15 protein-coding genes and 4 pseudogenes are annotated in these 21,197 nt (G+C 70.3%); 5 read left to right on the top strand and 14 right to left on the bottom strand.

The annotated features are described in order from the left end of the window. Positions 1-48: 48 nt before the first annotated feature. The 3 genes from AB0I23_RS10495 to AB0I23_RS10485 form a co-directional block, all read right to left on the bottom strand. Complete coding sequence (locus AB0I23_RS10495) at positions 49-471, bottom strand: UTRA domain-containing protein (protein ID WP_359108733.1); 423 nt, start codon at positions 469-471, stop codon at positions 49-51. A gap of 147 nt (positions 472-618) precedes the next feature. After that, positions 619-954, bottom strand: coding sequence for a chorismate mutase (locus tag AB0I23_RS10490; RefSeq protein WP_359108731.1), 336 nt, complete (start codon positions 952-954; stop codon positions 619-621). 11 nt (positions 955-965) lie between these two features. Beyond that, the gene (locus AB0I23_RS10485) at positions 966-1,865 is read right to left on the bottom strand and encodes a helix-turn-helix domain-containing protein (RefSeq protein WP_359108729.1); all 900 of its coding nucleotides are present in this window, start codon (positions 1,863-1,865) and stop codon (positions 966-968) included. 252 nt (positions 1,866-2,117) lie between these two features. Here AB0I23_RS10485 and AB0I23_RS10480 point away from each other — a divergent pair, with 252 nt between their 5' ends. Then, on the top strand, positions 2,118-3,932 hold the full coding sequence (locus AB0I23_RS10480; RefSeq protein ID WP_359108727.1) for a glycoside hydrolase family 35 protein: 1,815 nt from the start codon (positions 2,118-2,120) through the stop codon (positions 3,930-3,932). A gap of 22 nt (positions 3,933-3,954) precedes the next feature. Here AB0I23_RS10480 and AB0I23_RS10475 read toward each other — a convergent pair. Then, a pseudogene (locus AB0I23_RS10475) lies at positions 3,955-4,341 on the bottom strand (trypsin-like serine protease); the annotation flags it as partial. 152 nt (positions 4,342-4,493) lie between these two features. Between AB0I23_RS10475 and AB0I23_RS10470 the strand changes: the two are divergent. The 3 genes and pseudogenes from AB0I23_RS10470 to AB0I23_RS10460 form a co-directional block, all read left to right on the top strand. Then, positions 4,494-5,402 (top strand): hypothetical protein, encoded by a 909-nt coding sequence (locus AB0I23_RS10470; protein WP_359108725.1) that lies wholly within the window; start codon positions 4,494-4,496, stop codon positions 5,400-5,402. A gap of 33 nt (positions 5,403-5,435) precedes the next feature. Next, complete coding sequence (locus AB0I23_RS10465) at positions 5,436-6,953, top strand: ankyrin repeat domain-containing protein (protein ID WP_359108723.1); 1,518 nt, start codon at positions 5,436-5,438, stop codon at positions 6,951-6,953. A gap of 137 nt (positions 6,954-7,090) precedes the next feature. Further along, positions 7,091-7,615, top strand: a pseudogene (locus AB0I23_RS10460) (hypothetical protein); the annotation flags it as partial. Between the two features lie 33 nt (positions 7,616-7,648). Here AB0I23_RS10460 and AB0I23_RS10455 read toward each other — a convergent pair. From AB0I23_RS10455 to AB0I23_RS10420, 8 genes and pseudogenes are all read right to left on the bottom strand, one after another. Continuing rightward, entirely contained in the window at positions 7,649-9,292 is a 1,644-nt protein-coding gene (locus tag AB0I23_RS10455) for a DEAD/DEAH box helicase (RefSeq protein WP_359108722.1), read from the bottom strand. A 238-nt stretch (positions 9,293-9,530) separates the two neighbouring features. After that, entirely contained in the window at positions 9,531-9,734 is a 204-nt protein-coding gene (locus AB0I23_RS10450; RefSeq protein WP_003969786.1) for a cold-shock protein, read from the bottom strand. Positions 9,735-10,015: 281 nt separating this feature from the next. Further along, a pseudogene (locus tag AB0I23_RS10445) lies at positions 10,016-10,260 on the bottom strand (acetyl-CoA C-acetyltransferase); the annotation flags it as partial. A 34-nt stretch (positions 10,261-10,294) separates the two neighbouring features. Continuing rightward, positions 10,295-10,906 carry a TetR/AcrR family transcriptional regulator gene (locus tag AB0I23_RS10440; protein ID WP_359108719.1) on the bottom strand — a complete coding sequence of 204 codons (612 nt, stop codon included), beginning with the start codon at positions 10,904-10,906 and terminating at the stop codon, positions 10,295-10,297. 54 nt (positions 10,907-10,960) lie between these two features. Then, positions 10,961-11,164: pseudogene (locus AB0I23_RS10435) on the bottom strand (SDR family oxidoreductase); the annotation flags it as partial. 134 nt (positions 11,165-11,298) lie between these two features. Next, entirely contained in the window at positions 11,299-11,802 is a 504-nt protein-coding gene (locus tag AB0I23_RS10430) for a pyridoxamine 5'-phosphate oxidase family protein (RefSeq protein WP_359108717.1), read from the bottom strand. Between the two features lie 427 nt (positions 11,803-12,229). Beyond that, on the bottom strand, positions 12,230-12,826 hold the full coding sequence (locus AB0I23_RS10425) for a HutD/Ves family protein (protein WP_359108715.1): 597 nt from the start codon (positions 12,824-12,826) through the stop codon (positions 12,230-12,232). Then, positions 12,823-13,542, bottom strand: coding sequence for a vWA domain-containing protein (locus AB0I23_RS10420; protein WP_359108713.1), 720 nt, complete (start codon positions 13,540-13,542; stop codon positions 12,823-12,825). The genes AB0I23_RS10425 and AB0I23_RS10420 overlap by 4 nt, the downstream gene beginning before the upstream one ends. Before the next feature lie 167 nt (positions 13,543-13,709). On the opposite strand from AB0I23_RS10420, the gene AB0I23_RS10415 reads away from it, so the two are divergent. Further along, entirely contained in the window at positions 13,710-14,642 is a 933-nt protein-coding gene (locus tag AB0I23_RS10415) for a rhomboid family intramembrane serine protease (RefSeq protein WP_359108711.1), read from the top strand. A gap of 324 nt (positions 14,643-14,966) precedes the next feature. Here AB0I23_RS10415 and AB0I23_RS10410 read toward each other — a convergent pair whose 3' ends face one another. Continuing rightward, the gene (locus AB0I23_RS10410) at positions 14,967-16,427 is read right to left on the bottom strand and encodes a glutamate synthase subunit beta (RefSeq protein ID WP_359108709.1); all 1,461 of its coding nucleotides are present in this window, start codon (positions 16,425-16,427) and stop codon (positions 14,967-14,969) included. Further along, positions 16,420-21,006: a glutamate synthase large subunit gene (gene gltB / locus AB0I23_RS10405; RefSeq protein ID WP_359108707.1), complete on the bottom strand. Its 4,587-nt coding sequence runs from the start codon at positions 21,004-21,006 to the stop codon at positions 16,420-16,422. Before gltB ends, AB0I23_RS10410 begins: the two co-directional genes overlap by 8 nt. Positions 21,007-21,197: the final 191 nt, after the last annotated feature.

Raw genomic sequence — 21,197 nt, 5'->3', positions numbered from 1 at the left:
GTTCGTCAGGGCTTCGTGGAGTGGGTGATCTCCGTGAACGTCGCCGGCTCAGGACGTGATGGAGGCCCGGAAGTGGTAGCGGTCGCCGCGGTAGACGACCGGCGTCAGTTCGAGAGGACGGCCGTCCCGGTTGTGGGCGAGCTGATGAGCGACCAGTACCGGTGCGGCGTCGGTGATCTCCAGGAGTTCACATTCGGTGGCGCCCGGCTGCCTGACCTGCACCGGGTAGTCCGCAATCAGTACCCGTCGCCGGTGCCTCCGGTCCCATGCCCCGGCGGGGAGACCGATGAGGAGTAAGGCGAGGGTGCTGAGCGTGGCCAGGGCGCCGACCTGGCCGGGGTTCGCGTCCGGCGCCTCGACGGCGATCAGGGGGACGGCGACGTATCCGGCGTCGGTGCCGAGCCGGCTGAGGACGGCCGCGGAGAAGAGGGTGCGGAAGTCGGGAGCTCGCCGGGGTGAGTCGGATCCCATGCCGGCGAACCTGCCCCACCTCGACGTGTCACCACAAGTGAATGGTTCTACGAGCGGCGGTTCAGCGCGGCTGCAGTAATGGCGGCCTCGGCCCGGCCGGGCTCAAGGCAGGCGCTCTGCCGGCCGTACGGCGCAGTACGCAGGGGTTCAGTTCTCGGAGGCCGTTTCGCCGGTCGGGGGGTCACCGGCGATCCGCTCATGGTGCCTGATCACCTCGGCGATGATGAAGTTCAGGAGCTTCTCGGCGAAGGCGGGGTCGAGTTTCGCGTTCTCGGCGAGCCGGCGCAGGCGGGCGATCTGTTCGGTTTCGCGGGCCGGGTCGGCCGGGGGCAGTTTGTGGTTCGCCTTGAGATGGCCGACCTGCTGGGTGCACTTGAAGCGCTCGGCGAGCATGTGGACAACAGCAGCGTCGATGTTGTCGATGCTCTCGCGGAGCCGGTTCAGTTCCGCGCGTACGGACTCGTCGATGTCGCTCGTGGTCATGGTCGTCGAGCTTAGACGCCCGGGGTCCACGCGGTGATCGTCGGTGGGTGTTCGGGGTCGGGGATCTGGTCGCTCCAGCCGCCGGGCACGGCGCGGCCCTGTTGTTCGCGGAAGCGGACGGGGGCGGTGCCGACGCGGCGGGCGAAGAGGCGGGAGAAGTAGGCGGGGTCGTCGTAGCCGACGCGGCGGGCGACGGCGGCGACGGGCAGATCGGTTGCGGCGAGGAGTTCTTTGGCTCGGCCGAGGCGGATGCCGAGGAGGTAGTCCTTGGGGCTGCAGCCGGCGCCACGGCGTACGGCGGTGCGCAGTTCGGCGGGGGTCATGCTGTGGCGGGCCGCGTGTTCGGCGACGGAGAGGGGCTGGAACGCGTCGCGGGCGAGGGCCTGGAGGACGGGGTCGCCGTCGGGGCTGACGTCGGCGCGGGCGCGGCGCAGGGCGACGAGGAGTTCGTGGACGGCGGCGCCGGTCTCGACTTCGAGGAGGGGGTTGCCGCGTCTGGCGGCGCGGACCATGCGGCTGACGGCGGCGCGTGGTCCTGCGGTGTCGGCGAGGGGGACGAGCGGGCGGTCGGGTTCGATGTAGCCGAGTTCGGTGTAGGTGGTGGTGGCGGGGCCGGTGAAGTCGACGAAGGCTTCGTCCCAGCCCGTGCCGGGGTCGGCGCCGTAGTGGTGCGGGGTGCCGGGGGTGAGCCAGATGAGGCTGGGGGCGGTGACGGGTGTGCGGCGGCCGTCGGCACCCCCGAACCAGCCGCTGCCGGAGTTGATGACGACGGCGACGTGATGGTCGAGGGTGCGGGGCCCGACCGTGGGCAGGGCGCCGTGTTGCAGGCCGACGCCCAGGCAGACGAGGCCGAGCCGGTGGTGGAGCGGGCTGGGCGTGAAGAATCGCATCCAGGTGTGGTACGTCGACATCGGCTTTCGTTCCTCCGCTCGGCTCGGCCGGGCTCGACTCTGCCAGGTTCGCTTCGGCTCGGGCTGCCGCGGTGATCTGCGCATTGTGTCCAAACAGCAGTGATCTTTGTCCATGGACCGGCCGCACGCCAGGGGCGAGGGTGGATGGAACATTCCTCCCGGGTTCGCCCGCTCCGTGGTGCGTGCCGCTGTGCGGACCCGGGGTGTGCGGGCCCGGGGGTGGGACCGGCGCAACAGGAGAGTACAAGCACGATGGCTGATTTCACCGTGGGGGACGACCATTTCCGGCTCGACGGGAAGCCCGTGCGCCTGCTGTCGGGGGCGCTGCACTATTTCCGGGTGCATGAGGTGCAGTGGGATCACCGGCTGTCGATGCTGCGGGCGATGGGTCTGAACTGTGTGGAGACGTACGTCCCGTGGAATCTGCATGAGCCGGAGCCCGGGGTGTTCCGGGAGGTGGCGGCGCTCGGCCGGTTCCTGGATGCGGCGCACCGGGCGGGGCTGTGGGCGATCGTGCGCCCGGGTCCGTACATCTGTGCCGAGTGGGAGAACGGCGGGTTGCCCGCGTGGGTGACGGGCCGGTTCGGGCGGCGGGTGCGGACGCGTGATGCCGGGTATCTGGAGGCGGTCGAGCAGTGGTTCGCCGAGTTGTTGCCGCAGGTGGTGGAGCGGCAGATCGACCGCGGCGGCCCGGTGGTCATGGTTCAGGTGGAGAACGAGTACGGGAGCTACGGCACCGATCAGGTCTATCTGGGGCGGCTGGCGGAGGTGCTGCGCGGGCACGGGGTGGGTGTGCCGCTGTTCACGTCGGACGGGCCGGAGGACCACATGCTGACAGGTGGTTCCGTGCCGGGGTTGCTGGCGACGGCGAATTTCGGCTCGGGGGCGCGTGAGGCGTTCGAAGTGCTGCGCCGGCATCAGCCGGAGGGTCCGCTGATGTGTATGGAGTTCTGGTGCGGCTGGTTCGAGCACTGGGGTGCCGCGCCGGTGGTACGGGATCCGGCGGAGGCCGCGGAGGCGTTGCGGGAGATTCTGGAGTGCGGGGCGTCGGTGAACATCTACATGGCGCACGGGGGGACGAATTTTGCGGGCTGGGCGGGGGCGAACCGCTCGGGTCCGGTGCAGGATCAGGATCTCCAGCCGACGGTGACGTCGTACGACTACGATGCGCCGATCGACGAGTACGGGCGGCCGACGGAGAAGTTCTGGCTGTTCCGGAAGATCCTGGCGGAGTTCTCGGGCGGTCCGCTTCCGGAGCTTCCGCCGGAGCCGTCCGGGCTCGCGGCGCCGGTGCGGGCGGAGCTGACCGGGTGGGCGCCGCTGTCTGTGGTGCTGGAGGTGCTGGGCGACCCGGAGCGGGCGGAGTCCGGTGTTCCGCCGACGTTCGAGGAGCTGGGCGTGGACCGGGGCCTGGTGCGGTACGAGGTCGCCGTTCCGGGTTCGCGACGCCCGTACGCACTGGGTGTGTCCGGGCTCCGGGACCGGGCGGTGGTGTATGTGAACGGGGTCCGGGAAGGCGTGCTGAGCGGCGAGAACGCCACCCTCGACGAGCCGGTGGCCGGGCCCGCGTGGGTCGAGCTGTGGGTGGAGTCGCTGGGCCGGGTCAATTACGGGCCGCGGCTGGGTGAGCCGAAGGGCATCACGGGCGGCGTCCGGCACGAGCGGCAGTATCTGCACGGGGTGTCCGCGCGGGCGCTGCGGCTGGCCGCTTTCGAGGAGCCGGGCGCGGTGGACGCCGTGCCGTTCGGGGCCGTCGCCGAGAGGGGTCGTGCCGGGCTGTACCGGGGTTCGTTCGAGGCGGGGGCTCCGGGGCACGCGGGTCTTCCGGATCACGCGGGGCTCGAACTTCCGGGCTGGACGCGCGGGTTCGTCTGGGTGAACGGTTTCTGTCTGGGCCGGTACTGGTCGGCGGGTCCGCAGCGGACGCTGTATGTACCGGGTCCGGTGCTGCGGGAGGGCGTCAACGAGGTGTGGGTGCTGGAGGTGGAGGGCGCCGGGGATCCGTGGGTGGAGCTGGGTCCGGGTGTGCCCGTCCGGACGGGCACACCCGGGGGTGCTCAGGGTTGATGCGGTGGGGCGGGCCGGGGCGTCAGAGTGTGGCTGCCGCGGAGGCGACGTTCGCGGCGAAGGTCGACCCCTCGCTGTACACCCCGGGGTGGCCGGGTTCGGCGCAGCCCTGGCCCCAGCTGACGATGCCGACCTGGATCCAGGCTCCGGCGCTGTCCTTGCGGAACACGGGGCCGCCGGAGTCGCCCTGGCAGGTGTCGACGCCGCCGGTGTCGAGGTGTCCGGCGCAGATCTCGTCGCCGGGTACGAGGTCGCTGCCGTATGCGTTCTGGCAGTCGGCGTCGGAGACGTAGGGGACGGTGGCCTTCAGCAGGTAGCGCTGCCGGCCGCCGCCTTCGGTGGCGGCGCCCCAGTCTGCGATGGTGAAGGTGCCGGTGTTGTACGTGGTGTTGGTGGCGATCTTCAGGGTGAGCAGGTCGATGGATGAGCCGGATCATCGGGAAGCGCTCGCAGCCCTCACAAGGTCTGCATTCCGGTCAAGATCGCGAACGGTGTACGGGGCTGTCCTCGCCCCTGTCACGCCCGCATCCGCTTACAGTGGAAGTCGGTTGAGCGTCACGGATGGGGGGTGCGGACGTGACGAACGGCAGCCCGGTGGTCCATGGCTTCCCTCATCTGGACACCGTCCGGTCCGCGATCACGGCGCTGTACCGGAGGCTGTCGTACGACGGTGTGCGCAGTTACGCCCCGAGCCTGCTGCCCGCCGAAGCGGCCTTCTCCGACGAGGACGATCTGCATCTGGGGGCGCAGCGCGTGGCGCGGGCGATGGTCCGGCATCTGCATCTGCCGGATGCCCGCGTGATCGTCGCGTTCCGGGCGATGGAGCATGCGGGAAGCGTCGAACTCGCGGCGGGGCCCGAGTACTTCATTGAGCTCAACGACCGCTTCCGCACTCATCGCAGGGACATCGGTGCAGCGCTGTCGCACGAGGTGATGCATGTGCTGTTGCACCGCCTGGGTCTGGAGTTCCGCGGTACGCGGGACAACGAGATCCTGACCGACACGGCGGCGGCGTATCTGGGGGCGGGCTGGCTGCTGCTCGACGCGTTCCGGGAGGACGCCGCCTCCAGTCAGAAGCTCGGCTATCTCACTCCGGAGGAGTTCGGGTACGTGCTGGCCAAGCGGGCGCTGGTGTTCGACGAGGATCCGTCGCCGTGGTTCACGAGTCCGCAGGCGTATACGGCGTACGTGAAGGGGCGGGCGCTGGCGTTGCGGGACGCCCAGCAGCCTCCGCTGACGGCGGCGGGCTGGGCCGGCCGGCACCGTTACGCGAAGGACCGGCGGTATGCCCAGGACCATGCGGGGGCCGCCGCGACCCCTGGTGTCCCGTACGGGTTCGAGGGGGGTCCGGGGGGTTGGCGGGTCTCGTTCGCCTGCCCGACCTGCCACCAGCGCATCCGGGTACCGGTCCGTGGCCGGGTGCGCGCGCGGTGCGGGTTGTGCCGCACGGTGCTGGACTGCAATACCTGAGCCCGTCGGAGCCCTCCGTCGTAGAGTCGATGGGTGACAGAAGATCCGATTACGGACACCCGGAATCTGTTCGAGGCCCTGTACGAGGGTGAGGACGCCATCGTGCGGCTGCTGCGTGCGGGGGTGCCCGCCGAGTCGGTCGACGAGAACGGTGCGACGGCGCTCTATCTGGCGGCGGTGTCGGACCGGCCGGGTGTGGTGCGGCTGCTGCTGGCGGCGGGCGCCGATCCGGACCGGGCGTGCGGTCCCGAGGCGGGCGATCTGCCGATCTGCGGGGCGGCGTGCGGCGGGCACACGGAGGTCGTCGAGGCGCTGCTGGCGGCCGGGGCTCAACCGGATCTGCGGGAGCAGTTCGGATTCACGGCGCTGCGGTGGGCGGTGGGTCTGGGTCATGCGCGGACCGCGGAGGTGCTGCTCGCCCGTGGTGCGGATCCCGATCTGCCGGGACCGGGGCCGGGACATGAACCGCCGCTGATGTTCGCGGTGCGGCGCGGGTCGCTGGAGACGGTACGGGCGCTGCTGGGGCACGGGGCGGGTGCGCGGGCCGGCGCGCTGGAGGAGGCGCTGCGGGAGGCGCGCCGGATGCATGCGCTGGATGTGGAGGAGGAGATGCGGTGCGCGCTTCGGGAGATGTACGGGGACGGGCCGGAGGTGGTGGTGCGCCGTACGCCGGTGGACGGCGGGGAGACGGTGGCCGTCGAAGTGGTGCGGGACGGGGAGCCGTTCGCGGGGCAGGAGCAGCAGACGGGGCACGGTGCGATCGCCACGGTCCTGGAGGGGGAGCTGGGTCTGCGGACGCCGTACGCGGAGCTGGCGGCGCGGGCGCTGCGCGGCGGGAACCCGGAGCTGGACAACTGGCACGAGGCGGTCGAGGTGCTCTGGCGGCGGGGCGACGAGGAGACGTTCCAGGCGGGCGCCGCGTGGTGCGCGAGCGACGGTGATCCGTTGCGGCAGGCGTTCGGGGCGGATGTGCTGGCCCAGCTCGGTTTCCACACCGGGTCGAAGCCTTTTGCCGCCCGTTCGTTGCCGCTGCTGCGGGAGCTGGCGCGGGAGGCGACGGATACGGAGCTGATCCAGTCGGCGGTGCTGGGGCTGGGGCACCATGGCGACCCGGTGGCCCTGCCGGAGGTGCTGCGGCATGCGCGGAATCCGGAGCGGGTGGTACGCCGTGCGGTGACGCTGGCACTGTTCGACCTGGTGTCCGGTGACCATGCGGAGGGGGTCGCGGCATTGGTGGGGCTGAGCCGGGACACCGATGCGGAGGTGCGGGACTGGGCGACGACGGCGCTGGCCGCGCTGGACGCGGACACGCCGGTGCTCCGCGCGGCGCTGGCGGAGCGGCTGGACGACGCGGATCCGGACACGGTCGCGGAGGCGGCACAGGGCCTGGCGCGCCGTCAGGATGCGCGGGCGGTAACGGCGTTGGAGCGGCTTCTGCGGGCCTCGGAGCCGGACAGTTATGCGCGGTCGGTGGCGGTCGACGCGGTGGCGTACCTGACGGACGGCCCGGTCAGGGAGCGTCTGGAACGGATCTGTCCGCGCCTGCCGTGAGCGGCGCGGTCACGCGTGGGCAGCGGGTGCCCGAGCAGATGGTCGGCATGCACGCGTTGCAGTGGACGCACAGGGAGCGTGCCGCGGCGTCCTCGGCCATCCGGTTGACCAGGTCCGGCTCGGGCAGGGGGATTGAGGCGGCGGGCGTCGAGGACGTCACGGTCACGACGGCGGTGGACGGGCTGCCGCACCGGATGCTGCGTACGGAGATGGCCACCGCGCTGGGGAACGCGGGCCGCGCCAGGGCGCCGGCCCAGGCGGTGCGCCGGGCGGCGGGCTTCGGGCGGATCTCGGGGCTGAGCTGGTCCCGGACGGTGCGCGACGGCATGGCGATGAAGCACGGCAAGGACCTGTCGTGGAGCCAGGTGCTGCCGGCGGCGAACACGCCGATGCTCCTGAAGGCGTCGATGGTCGACGGCCGGACGGATCTGGGCGTGATGGCGTCGGGCCAGGTGGCGGGGCTGATCGAGGATCTTCCGAGCTCTGCGGAACTGGTGGAACGGGTGATGGAGGAGGCGGGAGGTGCTGAGGGGACTGTCGCGGGTGTAGGGGCGGGGTGCCAGGTCCGCTCGGGGGCCGCTCCACGATACGGAACGAAAAAGCCGGACAGGCGGTTGGATCCAGCCTGTCCGGCTACCCCCGAACGGGGTTCGGTGCGGTGACCGGGTCGACCGGTCACCGCACCTCGTACGCTGCTACGCCGCCCTGCGACCCCGCGGGGCCGCGCTGCCGTTGCTTCGCCCGGAGCCTCCCGCACGCCCCGAGGACGCGCCCGAACCGTTGCCGCGGCTCGCCCCGCCGGTCCGCGCGCCGCCACCCTGCGTGGCCCCGGCCCCGGCTCCGCTTCCGGCGCCGGACCCACCGCGCCGGCCCCGGCCTCGGGTGCCGGAACGGAACGGCGCGCCGCCTCCGGCTCCACCCGCCCCGCCCGACCGCGTGCGCGGCTTCGGCTGGGTCGGCTGGGGAACCTCGACGACGACCGCGATGCCGGACGGCTCGCGCGCCCCGGTGATCCGGGTGAGTTCCTCGTCACTGGACTTGATCCGGGTGGTTCGCGGCGCGATGCCCGCGTCGGCCATCAGCCGGGTCATCTCCCGCTTCTCCTCCGGCAGCACCAGGGTGACGACGCTGCCCGACTCCCCGGCCCGCGCCGTGCGACCGCCGCGGTGGAGGTAGTCCTTGTGGTCCGTCGGCGGGTCCACGTTCACGACCAGGTCGAGGTCGTCGACATGGATGCCGCGGGCGGCCACGTTCGTCGCGACGAGTGCGGTGACCTGACCGTTCTTGAACTGGTCGAGCGTCCGGTTGCGCTGCGGCTGGGAACGCCCGCCGTGCAGCGCGGCAGCCCGTACACCGCTGGCCAGCAGCCGCTTGGCGAAGCGGTCGGCGGCGCGCTTGGTGTCCACGAACATGATCACGCGGCCGTCGCGGGCCGCGATCCTGGTGGCGATCGCCTTCTTGTCGGTCTCGTCGGCCACATGCAGCACGTGGTGCTCCATGGTGGTGACGGCGCCCGCGGACGGGTCGACCGAGTGCACGACCGGGTCGGTCAGGAACATCTTGACGAGCCGGTCGATGTTCTTGTCCAGGGTCGCGGAGAACAGCATCCGCTGACCGTCCGGCTCGACCTGCTTGAGCAGCCCGACGACCTGGGGCATGAAGCCCATGTCGGCCATCTGGTCGGCCTCGTCGAGAACGGTGATGGACACCTGGTCGAGGCGGGCGTCGCCGCGCTCGATGAGGTCCTTCAGCCGGCCCGGCGTGGCGACGAGCACCTCGGCGCCGCGGCGCAGCGTGCCGGCCTGCTTGCTGATCGACATGCCGCCTACGACGGTGGCGAGCCGCAGGTTCACGGACGTCGCGTACGGCGTCAGCGCGTCGGTGACCTGCTGGGCGAGCTCGCGGGTCGGGACGAGGACGAGTGCCAGCGGAGCGCGCGGCTCGGAGCGGCGTCCGGCGGTGCGGGCGAGGAGCGCGAGGCCGAAGGCCAGGGTCTTGCCGGAGCCGGTGCGGCCGCGGCCGAGGATGTCCCGGCCCGCGAGCGAGTTCGGCAGGGTGGCGCCCTGGATCGGGAACGGATCGGTGACGCCCTGCGCGGCAAGGGTTTTCAGCAGGGCGGCGGGCATGTCCAGCTCGGCGAACGCCTCGACGGCGGGCAGTGCGGGGGTCATGGTTTCGGGCAGGGCGAATTCGCCCTGCGGCGGCGTGGCCCTGCGACGGGGCGACGCCTTGCCGGATCCCTTGCCGGAACCCTTAGCGGTTGCCTGTGCCGGGGCCGTGCCGCGCCCCCTCGGCGGGCGGGTGCGGGCGGGTCGGTCCTGGCGTTCGGAGCGGGTCATACGGAATTGCCCTCCTGGGGATTCCTGGGAACTACGGGGGACTGCTGGAGACTGCTGGGGGCTCTACGGAGCGTGCGTACCGGCTCGTGAATTCTCGGTGAATGTTCGTGAATTCCGGCCGGTGTGTTCGTGCGCGCTCACACGCATGCGACTTTCGGCGCACTTCCCCGGGACAGCACAAGCCGGGACCCGCACCTTCACGGTGCGGGCCCCGGCTGCGAGGTACGCGTCGCGGCAATTAGGCCGGGACGATGTTCTCCGCCTGCGGGCCCTTCTGGCCCTGCGTGACGTCGAAGGAGACCTTCTGGCCCTCCTGGAGCTCACGGAAGCCCGAGGTGGCGATGTTGGAGTAGTGGGCGAAGACGTCGGCGCCGCCGCCGTCCTGCTCGATGAAGCCGAAGCCCTTTTCCGAGTTGAACCACTTCACGGTTCCAGTAGCCATGTCATTCTCCTCAAGAGGTGCAGTGCCGGAAATCCGCACTTTACGAATTCCAAGTCGCCGCATTGAGCCCCATCCGGAGAAAGCCGGAAAACAATAATGCGCCTGAGGAAGCATTCCCGTCAGGCGCACATAAAGTTCATGGGTACCAAAACTGCAACCGGACCACCGTAGCACGTTCTGCAGACCAGCGGTGGATCTTGCCACGCTGCCGGTCGGCGGGCTCCTGCGGAAGCCTCGTCGGCGACCGGTTCACAGCCGTTCGATGATCGTCACGTTCGCCCGCCGGGGACCTCTTCGGGGAGTCCGGCCGCCAGCCAGCAGGTCCGGGCGATGTCGTCGGCCTGCGGTCCGACGGTGTCGAGGCAGCCGAGGACGACGTCCCGACGGCCGCCGGTTCGATGCCGGTGCGCTCGACGAGAGCCTTGAACACATGGGCGCCGAGGTCGGCGGGGTGAGCGGCCCCGAGGCCTCCCCCACGCCGGCCGACCGGGCTGCGTACCGCTTCGACGATGTAGGCCGCGGTCATGACTGCCGCTCCCTGAGAGGTCCGTGAATGTGGGTTACGTACGCAGAGCGATGCCGTCCAGGACCATCGAGAGGTACTGGCGGGCGATCTCCTCGGGGCTGTGCTGTCCGCCCGGCCGGTACCAGGAGGCCGCGACCCAGACGGTGTCGCGGACGAACCGGTAGGTGAGCCGGATGTCGAGGTCGGCGCGGAAGACCTCGGCGGCGACGCCGCGTTCCAGCGTGCCGAGCCAGACCTTCTCGAACTTCTGCCGGGAGTCGACGAGATAGGCGAAGCGCGGCTGGGTGGCGAGGTGCTTGGACTCCTTCTGGTAGATGGCGACGGCGGCGCGGTGCCGGTCGATCTCCCGGAAGGACTCGGTGACGAGGGCCTCGACGGTCTCGCGGGGGCCGAGTCCGGCGGCGAGCACCGCGTCGTACCCGTCCCGGAGTTCGGTGAGGAAGGTGGAGAGGATCTCGTCGATCATCGATTCCTTGGAATCGAAGTGGTAGTAGAGGCTGCCCGCGAGCATCCCGGCCTCGTCCGCGATCCTGCGGACGGTGGTGGCGTTGTATCCCTGCGCGGCAAAGACCTCGGCGGCGGTGTCGAGGAGTTCGCGGCGCCGCTCGGGCGAGGGGGTCACCTGGGGCTTCTTCTTGGTAGGCACCCGCCCATTCTCCGCCCGGCGGATGCCCCGCCGGCTCCCGCGACGTTCGGCCGGTCAGGCGTGTTGGCTGCTGACCGGGACGACTTCGCCCGTCATGTACGAGGAGTAGCCGCCGGCCAGGAAGACGATCACGTTGGCGATCTCCCATGGTTCGGCGTACCGGCCGAACGCCTCCTTGCGGGTCAGTTCGTCGAGGAGTTCGGCGGAGGTGACCTTCACCGGGTGCGGGTGCATGGCGAGGCTGGGGACGACGGCGTCGGGGTGTGCCGGGAGCGGGTGGTGGCGGGGCGGGTGAGGGGCCCGGGGGCCCGGCGGTCGCTCCGGCCTCAGCCATCGGGCCGTGGCTCGCTGACTGCCGGGCCCGTCCGGCCCGGCAGTCACCGCCTCGGGCGTCAGAGGATCTCGCGCGGGGTGCCGTCGTCCGTCCCGCGGTGGATCGTGCGCAGCGGCTTGCCCGGGCGCCAGGTCCGGACGACCAGATCCTCGTTCTCCACCCCCGTGCTGACCACTTCCGTCAGCTCCGTGCGGAAGAGATGGAAGGGCTCCGGCGGCTTCACCTCCCCGATGAAGCGGGCCAGGACGTCGGGGTCGGTCTCCTCCACCGCGTGGCCGGAGACCCGGACGTCGGCGTACTCCATGGTGTCGTCCGGCCCCGGATTCGCGTGCATCGCGAACCGAGGATCGCGCCGCAGGTCCAGCGCCTTGCGTGAGTTCGGCATCATGCCGAGCCAGAGTTCACCGAAGCGGAAGTTCACTTCCAGTCCGGTCACGCGCGGTGAACCGTCCTTGCGGAGGGTGGCCAGGATGTGGTGCTTGTGCTGTCCGAAGCGGGCCTGAACGGAGTCGGCGAAGTCCGGCTCCGCCGCCCGGAACGCTGCCCATGAACTCGATGTCATGGTTCCATCGAACTCTTGAATCCCGACATCTTCTGTCCGGATTTCCGGGCCATCACTGGTTCGGATGCCGTACCGCCATGATCGTGGTGTGCTGTACGAGGCACGTGGCCGTCACCGTGGCGGCGGGGAGGGACTGTTCCCGCGACCCGAGGTGAAATCCGATGGCGATCTTCGTGCATGCCACTTTGTCGGGCGTCACGGCAGACCAGTACGACGCTCTCGACAGGGAACTCCGGGCGCTGCCCGGCGACGTCTTCGCCGGCTGCCTCTCCCGCGTCTGCATCGCGACCGATTCGGGTGTGGAGCTCTTCGACCTGTGGGAGTCGTCACAGGCCGTGGAGAACTTCGGTGCGACCATGCTGCCGGTCGCCCGGAGGCTGGGGCTGCCCATGCCGTCCGGACCGCCGAAGACCGCGCGGACCCACCATTACCGGGTACCCGAGGTCGCACAGCCGTGCCCACCGGCCGGCGACAGGGTGATCACCAGCGCCCAGCCCTGGGTACGGAGCACCACGGGTGCCGCACCCTCCATCAACACCGCGTCGTAGCAGTCGAGTTCGATGCCCTGTCCGTCGAGCACCGCACCGTCCTCCAGTGCGACGGCCAGGGCTGTGCCCCCCTCCGGCGCATGCAGCCGAAGGGTGCCGCGCACGACCGCGACCTCCGCCGCCGTACGTTCCCTGCGGTACATCACATTGAGGTTCACGACGGGGCCGCCGAGGAGCCGCCCGTCCGTCTCCAGGTCTCCGGGGAAGTCGTGGGGCCAGTACTGCTCGTCGACGATGTGGTGCTCGCCACCCACCATGAGATCCATCCCGGCGCCCTCGACCACGGTCAGCGTGCGGTCGACCCCGGGAAACGAGGAGAACGGTCCGTCCACGGTCACATCGGCGAGGCTGACCCGCCAGTCGAAGCCGTCCAGCGGTGCGCCCTCGGGGGAAGCGGCGATCTCCCGGGTGACTCCCCCGCCGTTCTTCCAGGGCACGGCCGTACGGTCGGCCGCCCTCAGCACCCGCGGCATCACTTGACGATCCCCTGCGCCCGGGCCGCGGTCAGCCAGTTGGGGAATTCGGCGACGAGCCGGTCGTACAGCTCGGAGTCCGGAACCTGCCGCGGATCGAGTCCGGCGTGGAAGAAGCCGGCGTTGTCGACGGGGCGCCGCGCGGGCACGGCCAGTTCGTCGAGCTTGTGCAGGAAGTTGAACTGCGAACTTCGCTTGTTGCCGAAGCCGATGAACTGCCAGAACAGCGGCAGCTTCGCCGCCTTGCAGAGATAGCGCTCCGCCGCGAGTTTGTTGATCGGGCCGCCGTCGGTCTGGAAGACGACGAGCGCGGGTGCGGTCGAGCCGCTGTCGAGGTAGTGGTCGATGACCGCGTCCATGGCCAGGTGGTAGCTGGTCTTCCCCATGTGTCCGAGTCCGGCGACGATCCGGTCGACGCGCCCGAGGTGATCGTCGAGGGCTATGTCGGTGACGGCGTCGATGTCCGTGGAGAAGAAGACGACGGGTACGCGGCCGTCGTCGTCGAGGTGCGCCGACAGGCCGAGCACCCGGTCGGCGAGGGCCTGGACGCTGCCGTCCCTGTAGTACTCCTTCATGGAGCCGGAGTAGTCGAGCACGAGATAGACGGCCGCACGCTCTCCGCTGAGCCGGTGCTTCTGCAGGGAGACCCCGGCGCTCTTGTAGAGGCTGACGAGCGCGGGCGCCGTCTCCTCGACCTTGCGGAGGCTGATGCCGGCCATACGGACTCCGTTCCTGAGAAGGGAGTTACGAGGTTACGTCACCGTGGGGGACCGGCCGCGGCGTCATAACCGCACCCGGCCACGTCCGCGCGGCCCGCGTTCGCTATGTTGATCGCCGCCGACCCCCAACGGCCGCCCGCCACCGTCCCCCCGTGAAGGAGCCGGCCATGGAGGCCGCTGCCACCACCTGCTACCGCCATCCGTCGTACGAGACGTATGTGCGCTGCACCCGCTGCGACCGCTACATCTGCCCGGACTGCATGCGTGAGGCCGCGGTCGGCCACCACTGCGTGGCGTGCGTGAAGGAGGGGCAGCGGTCGATCCGACAGGCGCGCACGGTCTTCGGCGGTGCGGTGTCGAGGACGGCGGTGCCCGTGGTGACGTACGTACTGATGGGCCTGAACATCCTCGCGTATCTGGGCGAGTTGGTGCGCCCCGGGATCGTCGACCGGTTCGGAATGCTCGGCGCGGGTCTGGTCGGACCCCACGGCGGCCAGTACATCTACGAGAACGGTGACTTCCCCGGACTCCACGCGATCGGTGTGGTGGACGGCGAGTGGTACCGGCTGCTGACCGGAGCGTTCCTTCATCTCCCGCCGGGCGAGGCGTCGTTCGGCGCGCTGCCGTTCGGGGTGCTGCACATCCTCTTCAACATGTACGGGCTGTGGAACCTGGGCCGCGTCGTCGAGGAGCAGCTGGGCCGGGGCCGGTATCTCGCGCTGTACCTGCTGTCCGCGCTGGGCGGCTCGGTGCTGGTGTACCTGGTCGCGCCGGACGCCCTCACGGTGGGCGCCTCGGGGGCGATCTTCGGCCTGGCGGCGGCGTTCTACGTCATCAACCGGCGCCTCGGCCGGGACATGCAGGCGGTCAACCGGTTCCTGGCCGGATTCCTGATCTGGATGCTGATCTCCGCGGGGTTCACCTCGTGGCAGGGACACCTGGGCGGACTGCTGACGGGCGGCCTCGTCACGGCCGCACTCGCCTACGCCCCGGCGAAGCGCCGTACCGCCGTGCAATTCGCCGCGTGCGGCCTGGTGTTCGTGGTGCTGGTCGCCCTGGTGGTCCTCAAGACGTCGCAGCTGACCGGCGGCGCGGCCTGAGCATTCCGCCGGCTCTCCGCCGCCGTCGGCCACTTCCGGGACGATGCGGCCCGGGACGAGGAAGCTGATCGCCACCGCACCGACGCCGTCCGAGCACCCGGTCGTCGTGGAGACACGAGGAACCCGGTCTCCAGCCGGTCCTCGGTGCCGTGTCGGACTTCCGGACTGCCGGCACGGGGCCGGCACGAGACCGGTACGGACGTGCCCGGACGTCCCCGGGCCCCCGGACGCGCAGCGGCGCCTGCCGAATCGTCCGGTCGGGGACGGGCAGGCGCCGCGTTCAGTTCCGTACGCCGTTGTACGGGACGTCTGTCGGAGTGATGCTCAGACCATCAGGGAACGGTCCGTCGGGCGGATCGGAGCCGGCAGTGCGCTGGCCCCGGTCAGGAAGCGGTCCACCCCGCGCGCCGCGGAGCGGCCCTCGGCGATGGCCCACACGATGAGGGACTGGCCGCGGCCCGCGTCACCGGCGACGAAGACACCTCCGACGTTGGTGGCGAAGTCGCCGTCGCGCGCCACGTTGCCGCGCTCGTCGAGCTCCAGGCCGAACTGCTGGACCAGACCGTTGGCCTGGTCGGTGCCGGTGAAGCCCATGGCCAGGGTGACGAGCTGTGCGGGGATCCGCCGCTCGGTGCCGGGCTTCTGCTCCAGCTTGCCGTCCTTGAACTCCACCTCGACGAGGTGGAGCGCCTGGACGTTGCCCTCCTCGTCGCCCTCGAAGTGGGTGGTGGAGACGGAGTAGACCCGCTCGCCGCCCTCCTCGTGCGCCGAGGTGACCTTGTAGAGCATCGGGAAGGTCGGCCACGGCTGGTTGGCGCTGCGCTCCTCGCCCGGCTTGGGCATGATCTCCAGTTGGGTGACGGAGGCCGCGCCCTGCCGGTGGGCGGTGCCGACGCAGTCGGCGCCGGTGTCGCCGCCGCCGATGACGACGACGTGCTTGCCCTCGGCGCTGATCGGGGAGACCGTCAGGTCGCCCTCCTGCACCTTGTTGGCGAGCGGCAGGTACTCCATCGCGAAGTGCACGCCGTTCAGCTCACGGCCCGGGACGGGCAGGTCGCGGGAGACGGTGGCACCGGCGGCGATGACGACGGAGTCGTACCGGCGGCGGAGCTTGGCGGCGTCGATGTCCTTGCCGATCTCCACCTCGGTGCGGAACTTGGTGCCTTCCGCGCGCATCTGCTCGATGCGGCGGTTGATGTGCGACTTCTCCATCTTGAACTCGGGGATGCCGTACCGGAGAAGGCCTCCGATGCGGTCCGCGCGCTCGTAGACGACGACCGTGTGACCGGCCCGGGTCAGCTGCTGGGCGGCGGCGAGACCCGCCGGGCCCGAGCCGATGACCGCGACCGTCTTTCCGGAGAGGCGCTCGGGCGGCTGCGGGGTGACGTCGCCGCTGCCCCACGCCTTGTCGATGATCGAGACCTCGACGTTCTTGATGGTGACGGCCGGCTGGTTGATGCCGAGCACGCACGCCGACTCACAGGGAGCCGGGCACAGCCGCCCGGTGAACTCCGGGAAGTTGTTCGTGGCGTGCAGGCGCTCGGACGCGGCCGTCCAGTCCTCGCGGAAGGCGTAGTCGTTCCACTCGGGGATGAGGTTCCCCAGCGGACAGCCGTTGTGGCAGAACGGGATGCCGCAGTCCATGCAACGGCCGGCCTGCTTGCTGATGATCGGGAGCAGCGAGCCCGGAACGTAGACCTCGTTCCAGTCCTTGACGCGCTCGCCCGCGGGGCGGGTCTCGGCGACCTCGCGCCCGGTGGTCATGAAGCCCTTGGGGTCAGCCATTGGTCGCCGCCTCCATCATCTTCTCGGTGGTCTCCTGCTCGGAGAGACCGGCGAGCTCAGCGGCGTCCTTGGCGGCGAGCACTGCCTTGTAGGTGGACGGGATGATCTTGCTGAAGCGGGAGACACCGCCGTCGGCGCTGTCCCACTCGGCAAGCAGCTTCTCGGCGACCGTGGAGCCGGTCTCCTCCTGGTGGCGGCGCACGACGTCGTGCAGCCACTGCTTGTCGCTGTCGGAGAGTTCCTCGATCGCGCCGAGGTTGCCGACGTTGACGTTGTCGCGGTCCAGGTCGACGACGTAGGCGACACCACCCGACATACCGGCGGCGAAGTTGCGTCCGGTCTCGCCGAGGACGACGGCGTGACCGCCGGTCATGTACTCGCAGCCGTGGTCGCCCACGCCCTCGGAGACGACCGTCGCGCCGGAGTTGCGGACGCAGAACCGCTCACCGGTGCGGCCGCGCAGGAAGAGCTCGCCGCCGGTCGCACCGTAGGCGATGGTGTTGCCCGCGATGGTGGAGTACTCGGCGAGGTGGTCGGCGCCGCGGTCCGGGCGGACGATGACGCGGCCGCCGGAGAGGCCCTTGCCGACGTAGTCGTTGGCGTCGCCCTCCAGTCGCAGCGTCACACCGCTCGGCACGAACGCGCCGAACGACTGACCGGCGGAGCCGGTGAAGGTGATGTCGATGGTGTCCTGCGGCAGACCCGCGCCGCCGAACTTCTTCGTCACCTCGTGGCCGAGCATGGTGCCGACGGTCCGGTTGATGTTCCGGATCGCGATCCGGGCCCGGACCGGCTGGGCGGCCTCGGCACTGTCCGCGTTCAGGGCGTCGGCGGCGAGCTTGATCAGCTCGTTGTCGAGAGCCTTGGCGAGACCGTGCTCCTGCTCGGTCAGCTGGTGGCGGACCGCGCCCTCGGGCAGCTCCGGGACGTAGAACAGGGGCTCCAGGTCGAGGCCCTGCGCCTTCCAGTGCGTGATCGCACGGTCGGTGTCCAGCAGCTCGGCGTGGCCGACGGCCTCTTCGATCGTACGGAAGCCGAGCTCGGCAAGGAGCTCGCGGACTTCCTGGGCGATGAACTCGAAGAAGTTGACGACGTACTCGGCCTTGCCGGAGAACCGACTCCGCAGGACCGGGTTCTGGGTGGCGATGCCGACCGGGCAGGTGTCGAGGTGGCAGACGCGCATCATGACGCAGCCGGAGACGACGAGCGGCGCGGTCGCGAAACCGAACTCCTCGGCGCCGAGCAGCGCGGCGATGACGACGTCGCGGCCGGTCTTCAGCTGGCCGTCGGTCTGCACGACGATGCGGTCGCGCAGACCGTTGAGCAGCAGGGTCTGCTGGGTCTCGGCGAGGCCGAGCTCCCAGGGGCCGCCCGCGTGCTTCAGCGAGGTGAGCGGGGAGGCACCCGTTCCGCCGTCGTGGCCGGAGATCAGGACGACGTCCGCGTGCGCCTTGGAGACACCTGCGGCGACCGTGCCGACGCCGACCTCGGAGACCAGCTTCACGTGGATGCGGGCCGCCGGGTTGGCGTTCTTGAGGTCGTGGATCAGCTGAGCCAGGTCCTCGATGGAGTAGATGTCGTGGTGCGGCGGCGGGGAGATCAGACCGACACCCGGGGTGGAGTGCCGGGTCCTGGCGACCCACGGGTAGACCTTGTGGCCGGGCAGTTGGCCGCCCTCGCCGGGCTTGGCACCCTGCGCCATCTTGATCTGGATGTCGTCCGCGTTGACCAGGTACTCGCTGGTGACACCGAAGCGGCCGGAGGCGACCTGCTTGATGGACGACCGGCGCGCCGGGTCGTACAGCCGGTCGGCGTCCTCGCCGCCCTCACCGGTGTTGGACTTGCCGCCCAGCTGGTTCATGGCGATGGCGAGGGTCTCGTGTGCCTCGCGGGAGATCGAGCCGTACGACATGGCGCCGGTCGAGAACCGCTTGACGATGTCGGAGACGGACTCGACCTCGTCGACCGGGATCGCCTCGCGGTCCGACTTACCGTTCTCATTTGTCTTGAGGGCGAACAGGCCGCGGAGCGTCATCAGGCGCTCGGACTGCTCGTTCACCCGGTCCGTGTACTTCTTGAAGATGTCGTACCGCTTGTTGCGCGTGGCGTGCTGGAGGCGGAAGACCGTCTCCGGGTCGAACAGGTGCGGCTCGCCCTCGCGGCGCCACTGGTACTCGCCGCCGATCTCCAGCGCGCGGTGCGAGGCGGAGATGCCGGAGGCGGGGTACGCCTTGGCGTGCCGGGCGGCGACCTCCTTGGCGACGACGTCGAGCCCGGCGCCGCCGATCTTGGTGGCGGTGCCGTTGAAGTACTTCGCGACGAAGGCCTCGTCCAGGCCGACGGCCTCGAAGACCTGGGCGCCGCGGTAGGAGGCGACGGTGGAGATGCCCATCTTGGACATGACCTTCAGGACGCCCTTGCCGAGCGCGTAGATCAGGTTCCGGATGGCCTTCTCGGGCTCGATGTCCTCGATGAACGTGCCGGCCCTGACCAGGTCCTCGACGGACTCCATCGCCAGGTACGGGTTGACCGCGGCAGCGCCGTAACCGATCAGCAGCGCGACGTGGTGGACCTCGCGGACGTCCCCGGCCTCGACCAGCAGACCCACCTGGGTGCGCTGCTTCGTACGGATGAGGTGGTGGTGGACGGCCGAGGTGAGCAGCAGCGACGGGATCGGCGCGTGCTCGGCGTCGGAGTGCCGGTCGGACAGGACGATCAGGCGGGCGCCGTCCTCCATGGCGGCGTCGACCTCGGTACAGATCTGCTCGATCCGCGCGGCGAGGGCCTCACCGCTGCCGCCGACCCGGTAGAGACCGGAGAGCGTGGCGGCCTTCATGCCCGGCATGTCGCCGTCGGCATTGATGTGTATCAGCTTGGCCAGTTCGTCGTTGTCGATCACCGGGAACGGCAGCGTGACGCTGCGGCACGACGCGGCGACCGGCTCCAGCAGGTTGCCCTGCGGGCCGAGTGTGGAGCGCAGCGAGGTGACCAGCTCCTCGCGGATGGCGTCCAGCGGCGGGTTCGTGACCTGCGCGAACAGCTGGGTGAAGTAGTCGAAGAGCAGCCTGGGGCGCTCGGACAGGGCGGCGATCGGCGAGTCCGTGCCCATGGAGCCGAGCGGCTCGCCGGCGGTGCGGGCCATCGGCGCGAGGATGACGCGGAGCTCTTCCTCGGTGTAGCCGAAGGTCTGCTGGCGGCGGGTGACGGAGGCGTGCGTGTGCACGATGTGCTCGCGCTCGGGGAGATCCTCCAGCTCGATCTCGCCGGTCTCCAGCCACTCCTGGTACGGCTGCTCGGCGGCGAGGCCCGCCTTGATCTCGTCGTCCTCGATGATGCGGCCCTCGGCGGTGTCGACGAGGAACATCTTGCCGGGCTGCAGGCGGCCCTTGCGGACGACCTTCGCGGGGGCGATGTCCAGGACACCGACCTCGGAGGAGAGGACGACGAGGCCGTCGTCGGTGACCCAGTAGCGGCCGGGGCGCAGACCGTTGCGGTCGAGGACCGCGCCGACCTGGGTGCCGTCGGTGAAGGTGACGCAGGCGGGGCCGTCCCAGGGCTCCATCATCGTGGAGTGGTACTGGTAGAAGGCGCGGCGGGCCGGGTCCATGAAGTCGTGGTTCTCCCACGCCTCGGGGACCATCATCAGCACCGAGTGCGGCAGCGAGCGACCGCCGAGGTGGAGCAGCTCCAGGACCTCGTCGAAGGAGGCGGAGTCGGAGGCGTCCGGGGTGCAGACGGGGAAGATCCGGTCGAGCTGCTCGCTGCCGAAGAGGCTCGACGCCAGCTGGGACTCGCGGGCCTTCATCCAGTTGCGGTTGCCCTTGACCGTGTTGATCTCGCCGTTGTGCGCGACGAAGCGGTACGGGTGGGCGAGCGGCCAGCTCGGGAAGGTGTTCGTGGAGAAACGCGAGTGGACCAGCGCGACCGTGGTGGCGAAGCGGTGGTCGGAGAGGTCCGGGAAGAACGGCTCCAGCTGCCCGGTGGTGAGCATGCCCTTGTAGACGATCGTGCGGGCGGAGAGCGAGGGGAAGTACACCCCGGCCTCTCGCTCGGCGCGCTTGCGCAGCACGAAGGCCTTGCGGTCGAGGGCGATGCCGGCGCTCGTGCCGTCGGCAACGAAGAGCTGCCGGAACTCGGGCATGGTGGCGCGGGCGCCGTTGCCGAGGAAATCGGGGGTGACCGGGACCTCGCGCCAGCCGAGGACCTTGAGGCCCTCCTCGGCGGCGATCTTCTCGAGCTTCTGGACGGCCTCGGTCGAGTCGTCCGCGGGCAGGAAGGCGATACCGACGGCGTAGGCACCGGCCTCCGGGAGGTCGAAGGGGACCTCTTCACGGAGGAAGGTGTCGGGCACCTGGAGCAGGATTCCGGCGCCGTCACCCGAGTCGGGCTCGGATCCGGTGGCGCCGCGGTGTTCGAGGTTGCGCAGCACGGTAAGCGCCTGCTCGACCAGCTCATGGCCGGCCACACCGGTCAGAGTGGCCACGAACCCGACGCCACAGGCGTCGTGCTCGTTACGGGGGTCGTACATCCCCTGCTGGGCGGGGCGACCGTCCATGGGCGACCAGGCGTCGGAACGCATCGGCTCTCCCGTCGTCGTCGTGGCATATGCAGTGCCGAGGGACGACGTTGGCCCTCTGCGAAATTTCATGCAGGTTACATAATGGAGCGCTTCTCAAGAAGCGGATAGTCCGTTCCAACATGCGGACACCGCTCGCGGAGCGGTGGAGGGTGGGGTCGCAGTCGGAAGATCGGCGCCCGGGGGGACCGCAG

It is taken from the genome of Streptomyces atratus, assembly GCF_040655115.1.
GTDB lineage: Bacteria > Actinomycetota > Actinomycetes > Streptomycetales > Streptomycetaceae > Streptomyces > Streptomyces atratus_D.
Note: the sequence above shows the minus strand (reverse complement) of the source record. Positions and strands in the feature narration are given on the sequence as shown.

Bases quoted from the DNA above. Each gene is read 5' to 3' on its own strand.
- AB0I23_RS10490 (WP_359108731.1), bottom strand. From the start codon at position 954: ATGACCACGAGCGACATCGACGAGTCCGTACGCGCGGAACTGAACCGG.
- AB0I23_RS10470 (WP_359108725.1), top strand. From the start codon at position 4,494: ATGGGGGGTGCGGACGTGACGAACGGCAGCCCGGTGGTCCATGGCTTC.
- AB0I23_RS10480 (WP_359108727.1), top strand. From the start codon at position 2,118: ATGGCTGATTTCACCGTGGGGGACGACCATTTCCGGCTCGACGGGAAG.
- AB0I23_RS10455 (WP_359108722.1), bottom strand. From the start codon at position 9,292: ATGACCCGCTCCGAACGCCAGGACCGACCCGCCCGCACCCGCCCGCCG.
- AB0I23_RS10430 (WP_359108717.1), bottom strand. From the start codon at position 11,802: ATGACATCGAGTTCATGGGCAGCGTTCCGGGCGGCGGAGCCGGACTTC.
- AB0I23_RS10410 (WP_359108709.1), bottom strand. From the start codon at position 16,427: ATGGCTGACCCCAAGGGCTTCATGACCACCGGGCGCGAGGTCGCCGAG.
- gltB (WP_359108707.1), bottom strand. From the start codon at position 21,006: ATGCGTTCCGACGCCTGGTCGCCCATGGACGGTCGCCCCGCCCAGCAG.
- AB0I23_RS10450 (WP_003969786.1), bottom strand. From the start codon at position 9,734: ATGGCTACTGGAACCGTGAAGTGGTTCAACTCGGAAAAGGGCTTCGGC.
- AB0I23_RS10495 (WP_359108733.1), bottom strand. From the start codon at position 471: ATGGGATCCGACTCACCCCGGCGAGCTCCCGACTTCCGCACCCTCTTC.
- AB0I23_RS10485 (WP_359108729.1), bottom strand. From the start codon at position 1,865: ATGTCGACGTACCACACCTGGATGCGATTCTTCACGCCCAGCCCGCTC.
- AB0I23_RS10415 (WP_359108711.1), top strand. From the start codon at position 13,710: ATGGAGGCCGCTGCCACCACCTGCTACCGCCATCCGTCGTACGAGACG.
- AB0I23_RS10420 (WP_359108713.1), bottom strand. From the start codon at position 13,542: ATGGCCGGCATCAGCCTCCGCAAGGTCGAGGAGACGGCGCCCGCGCTC.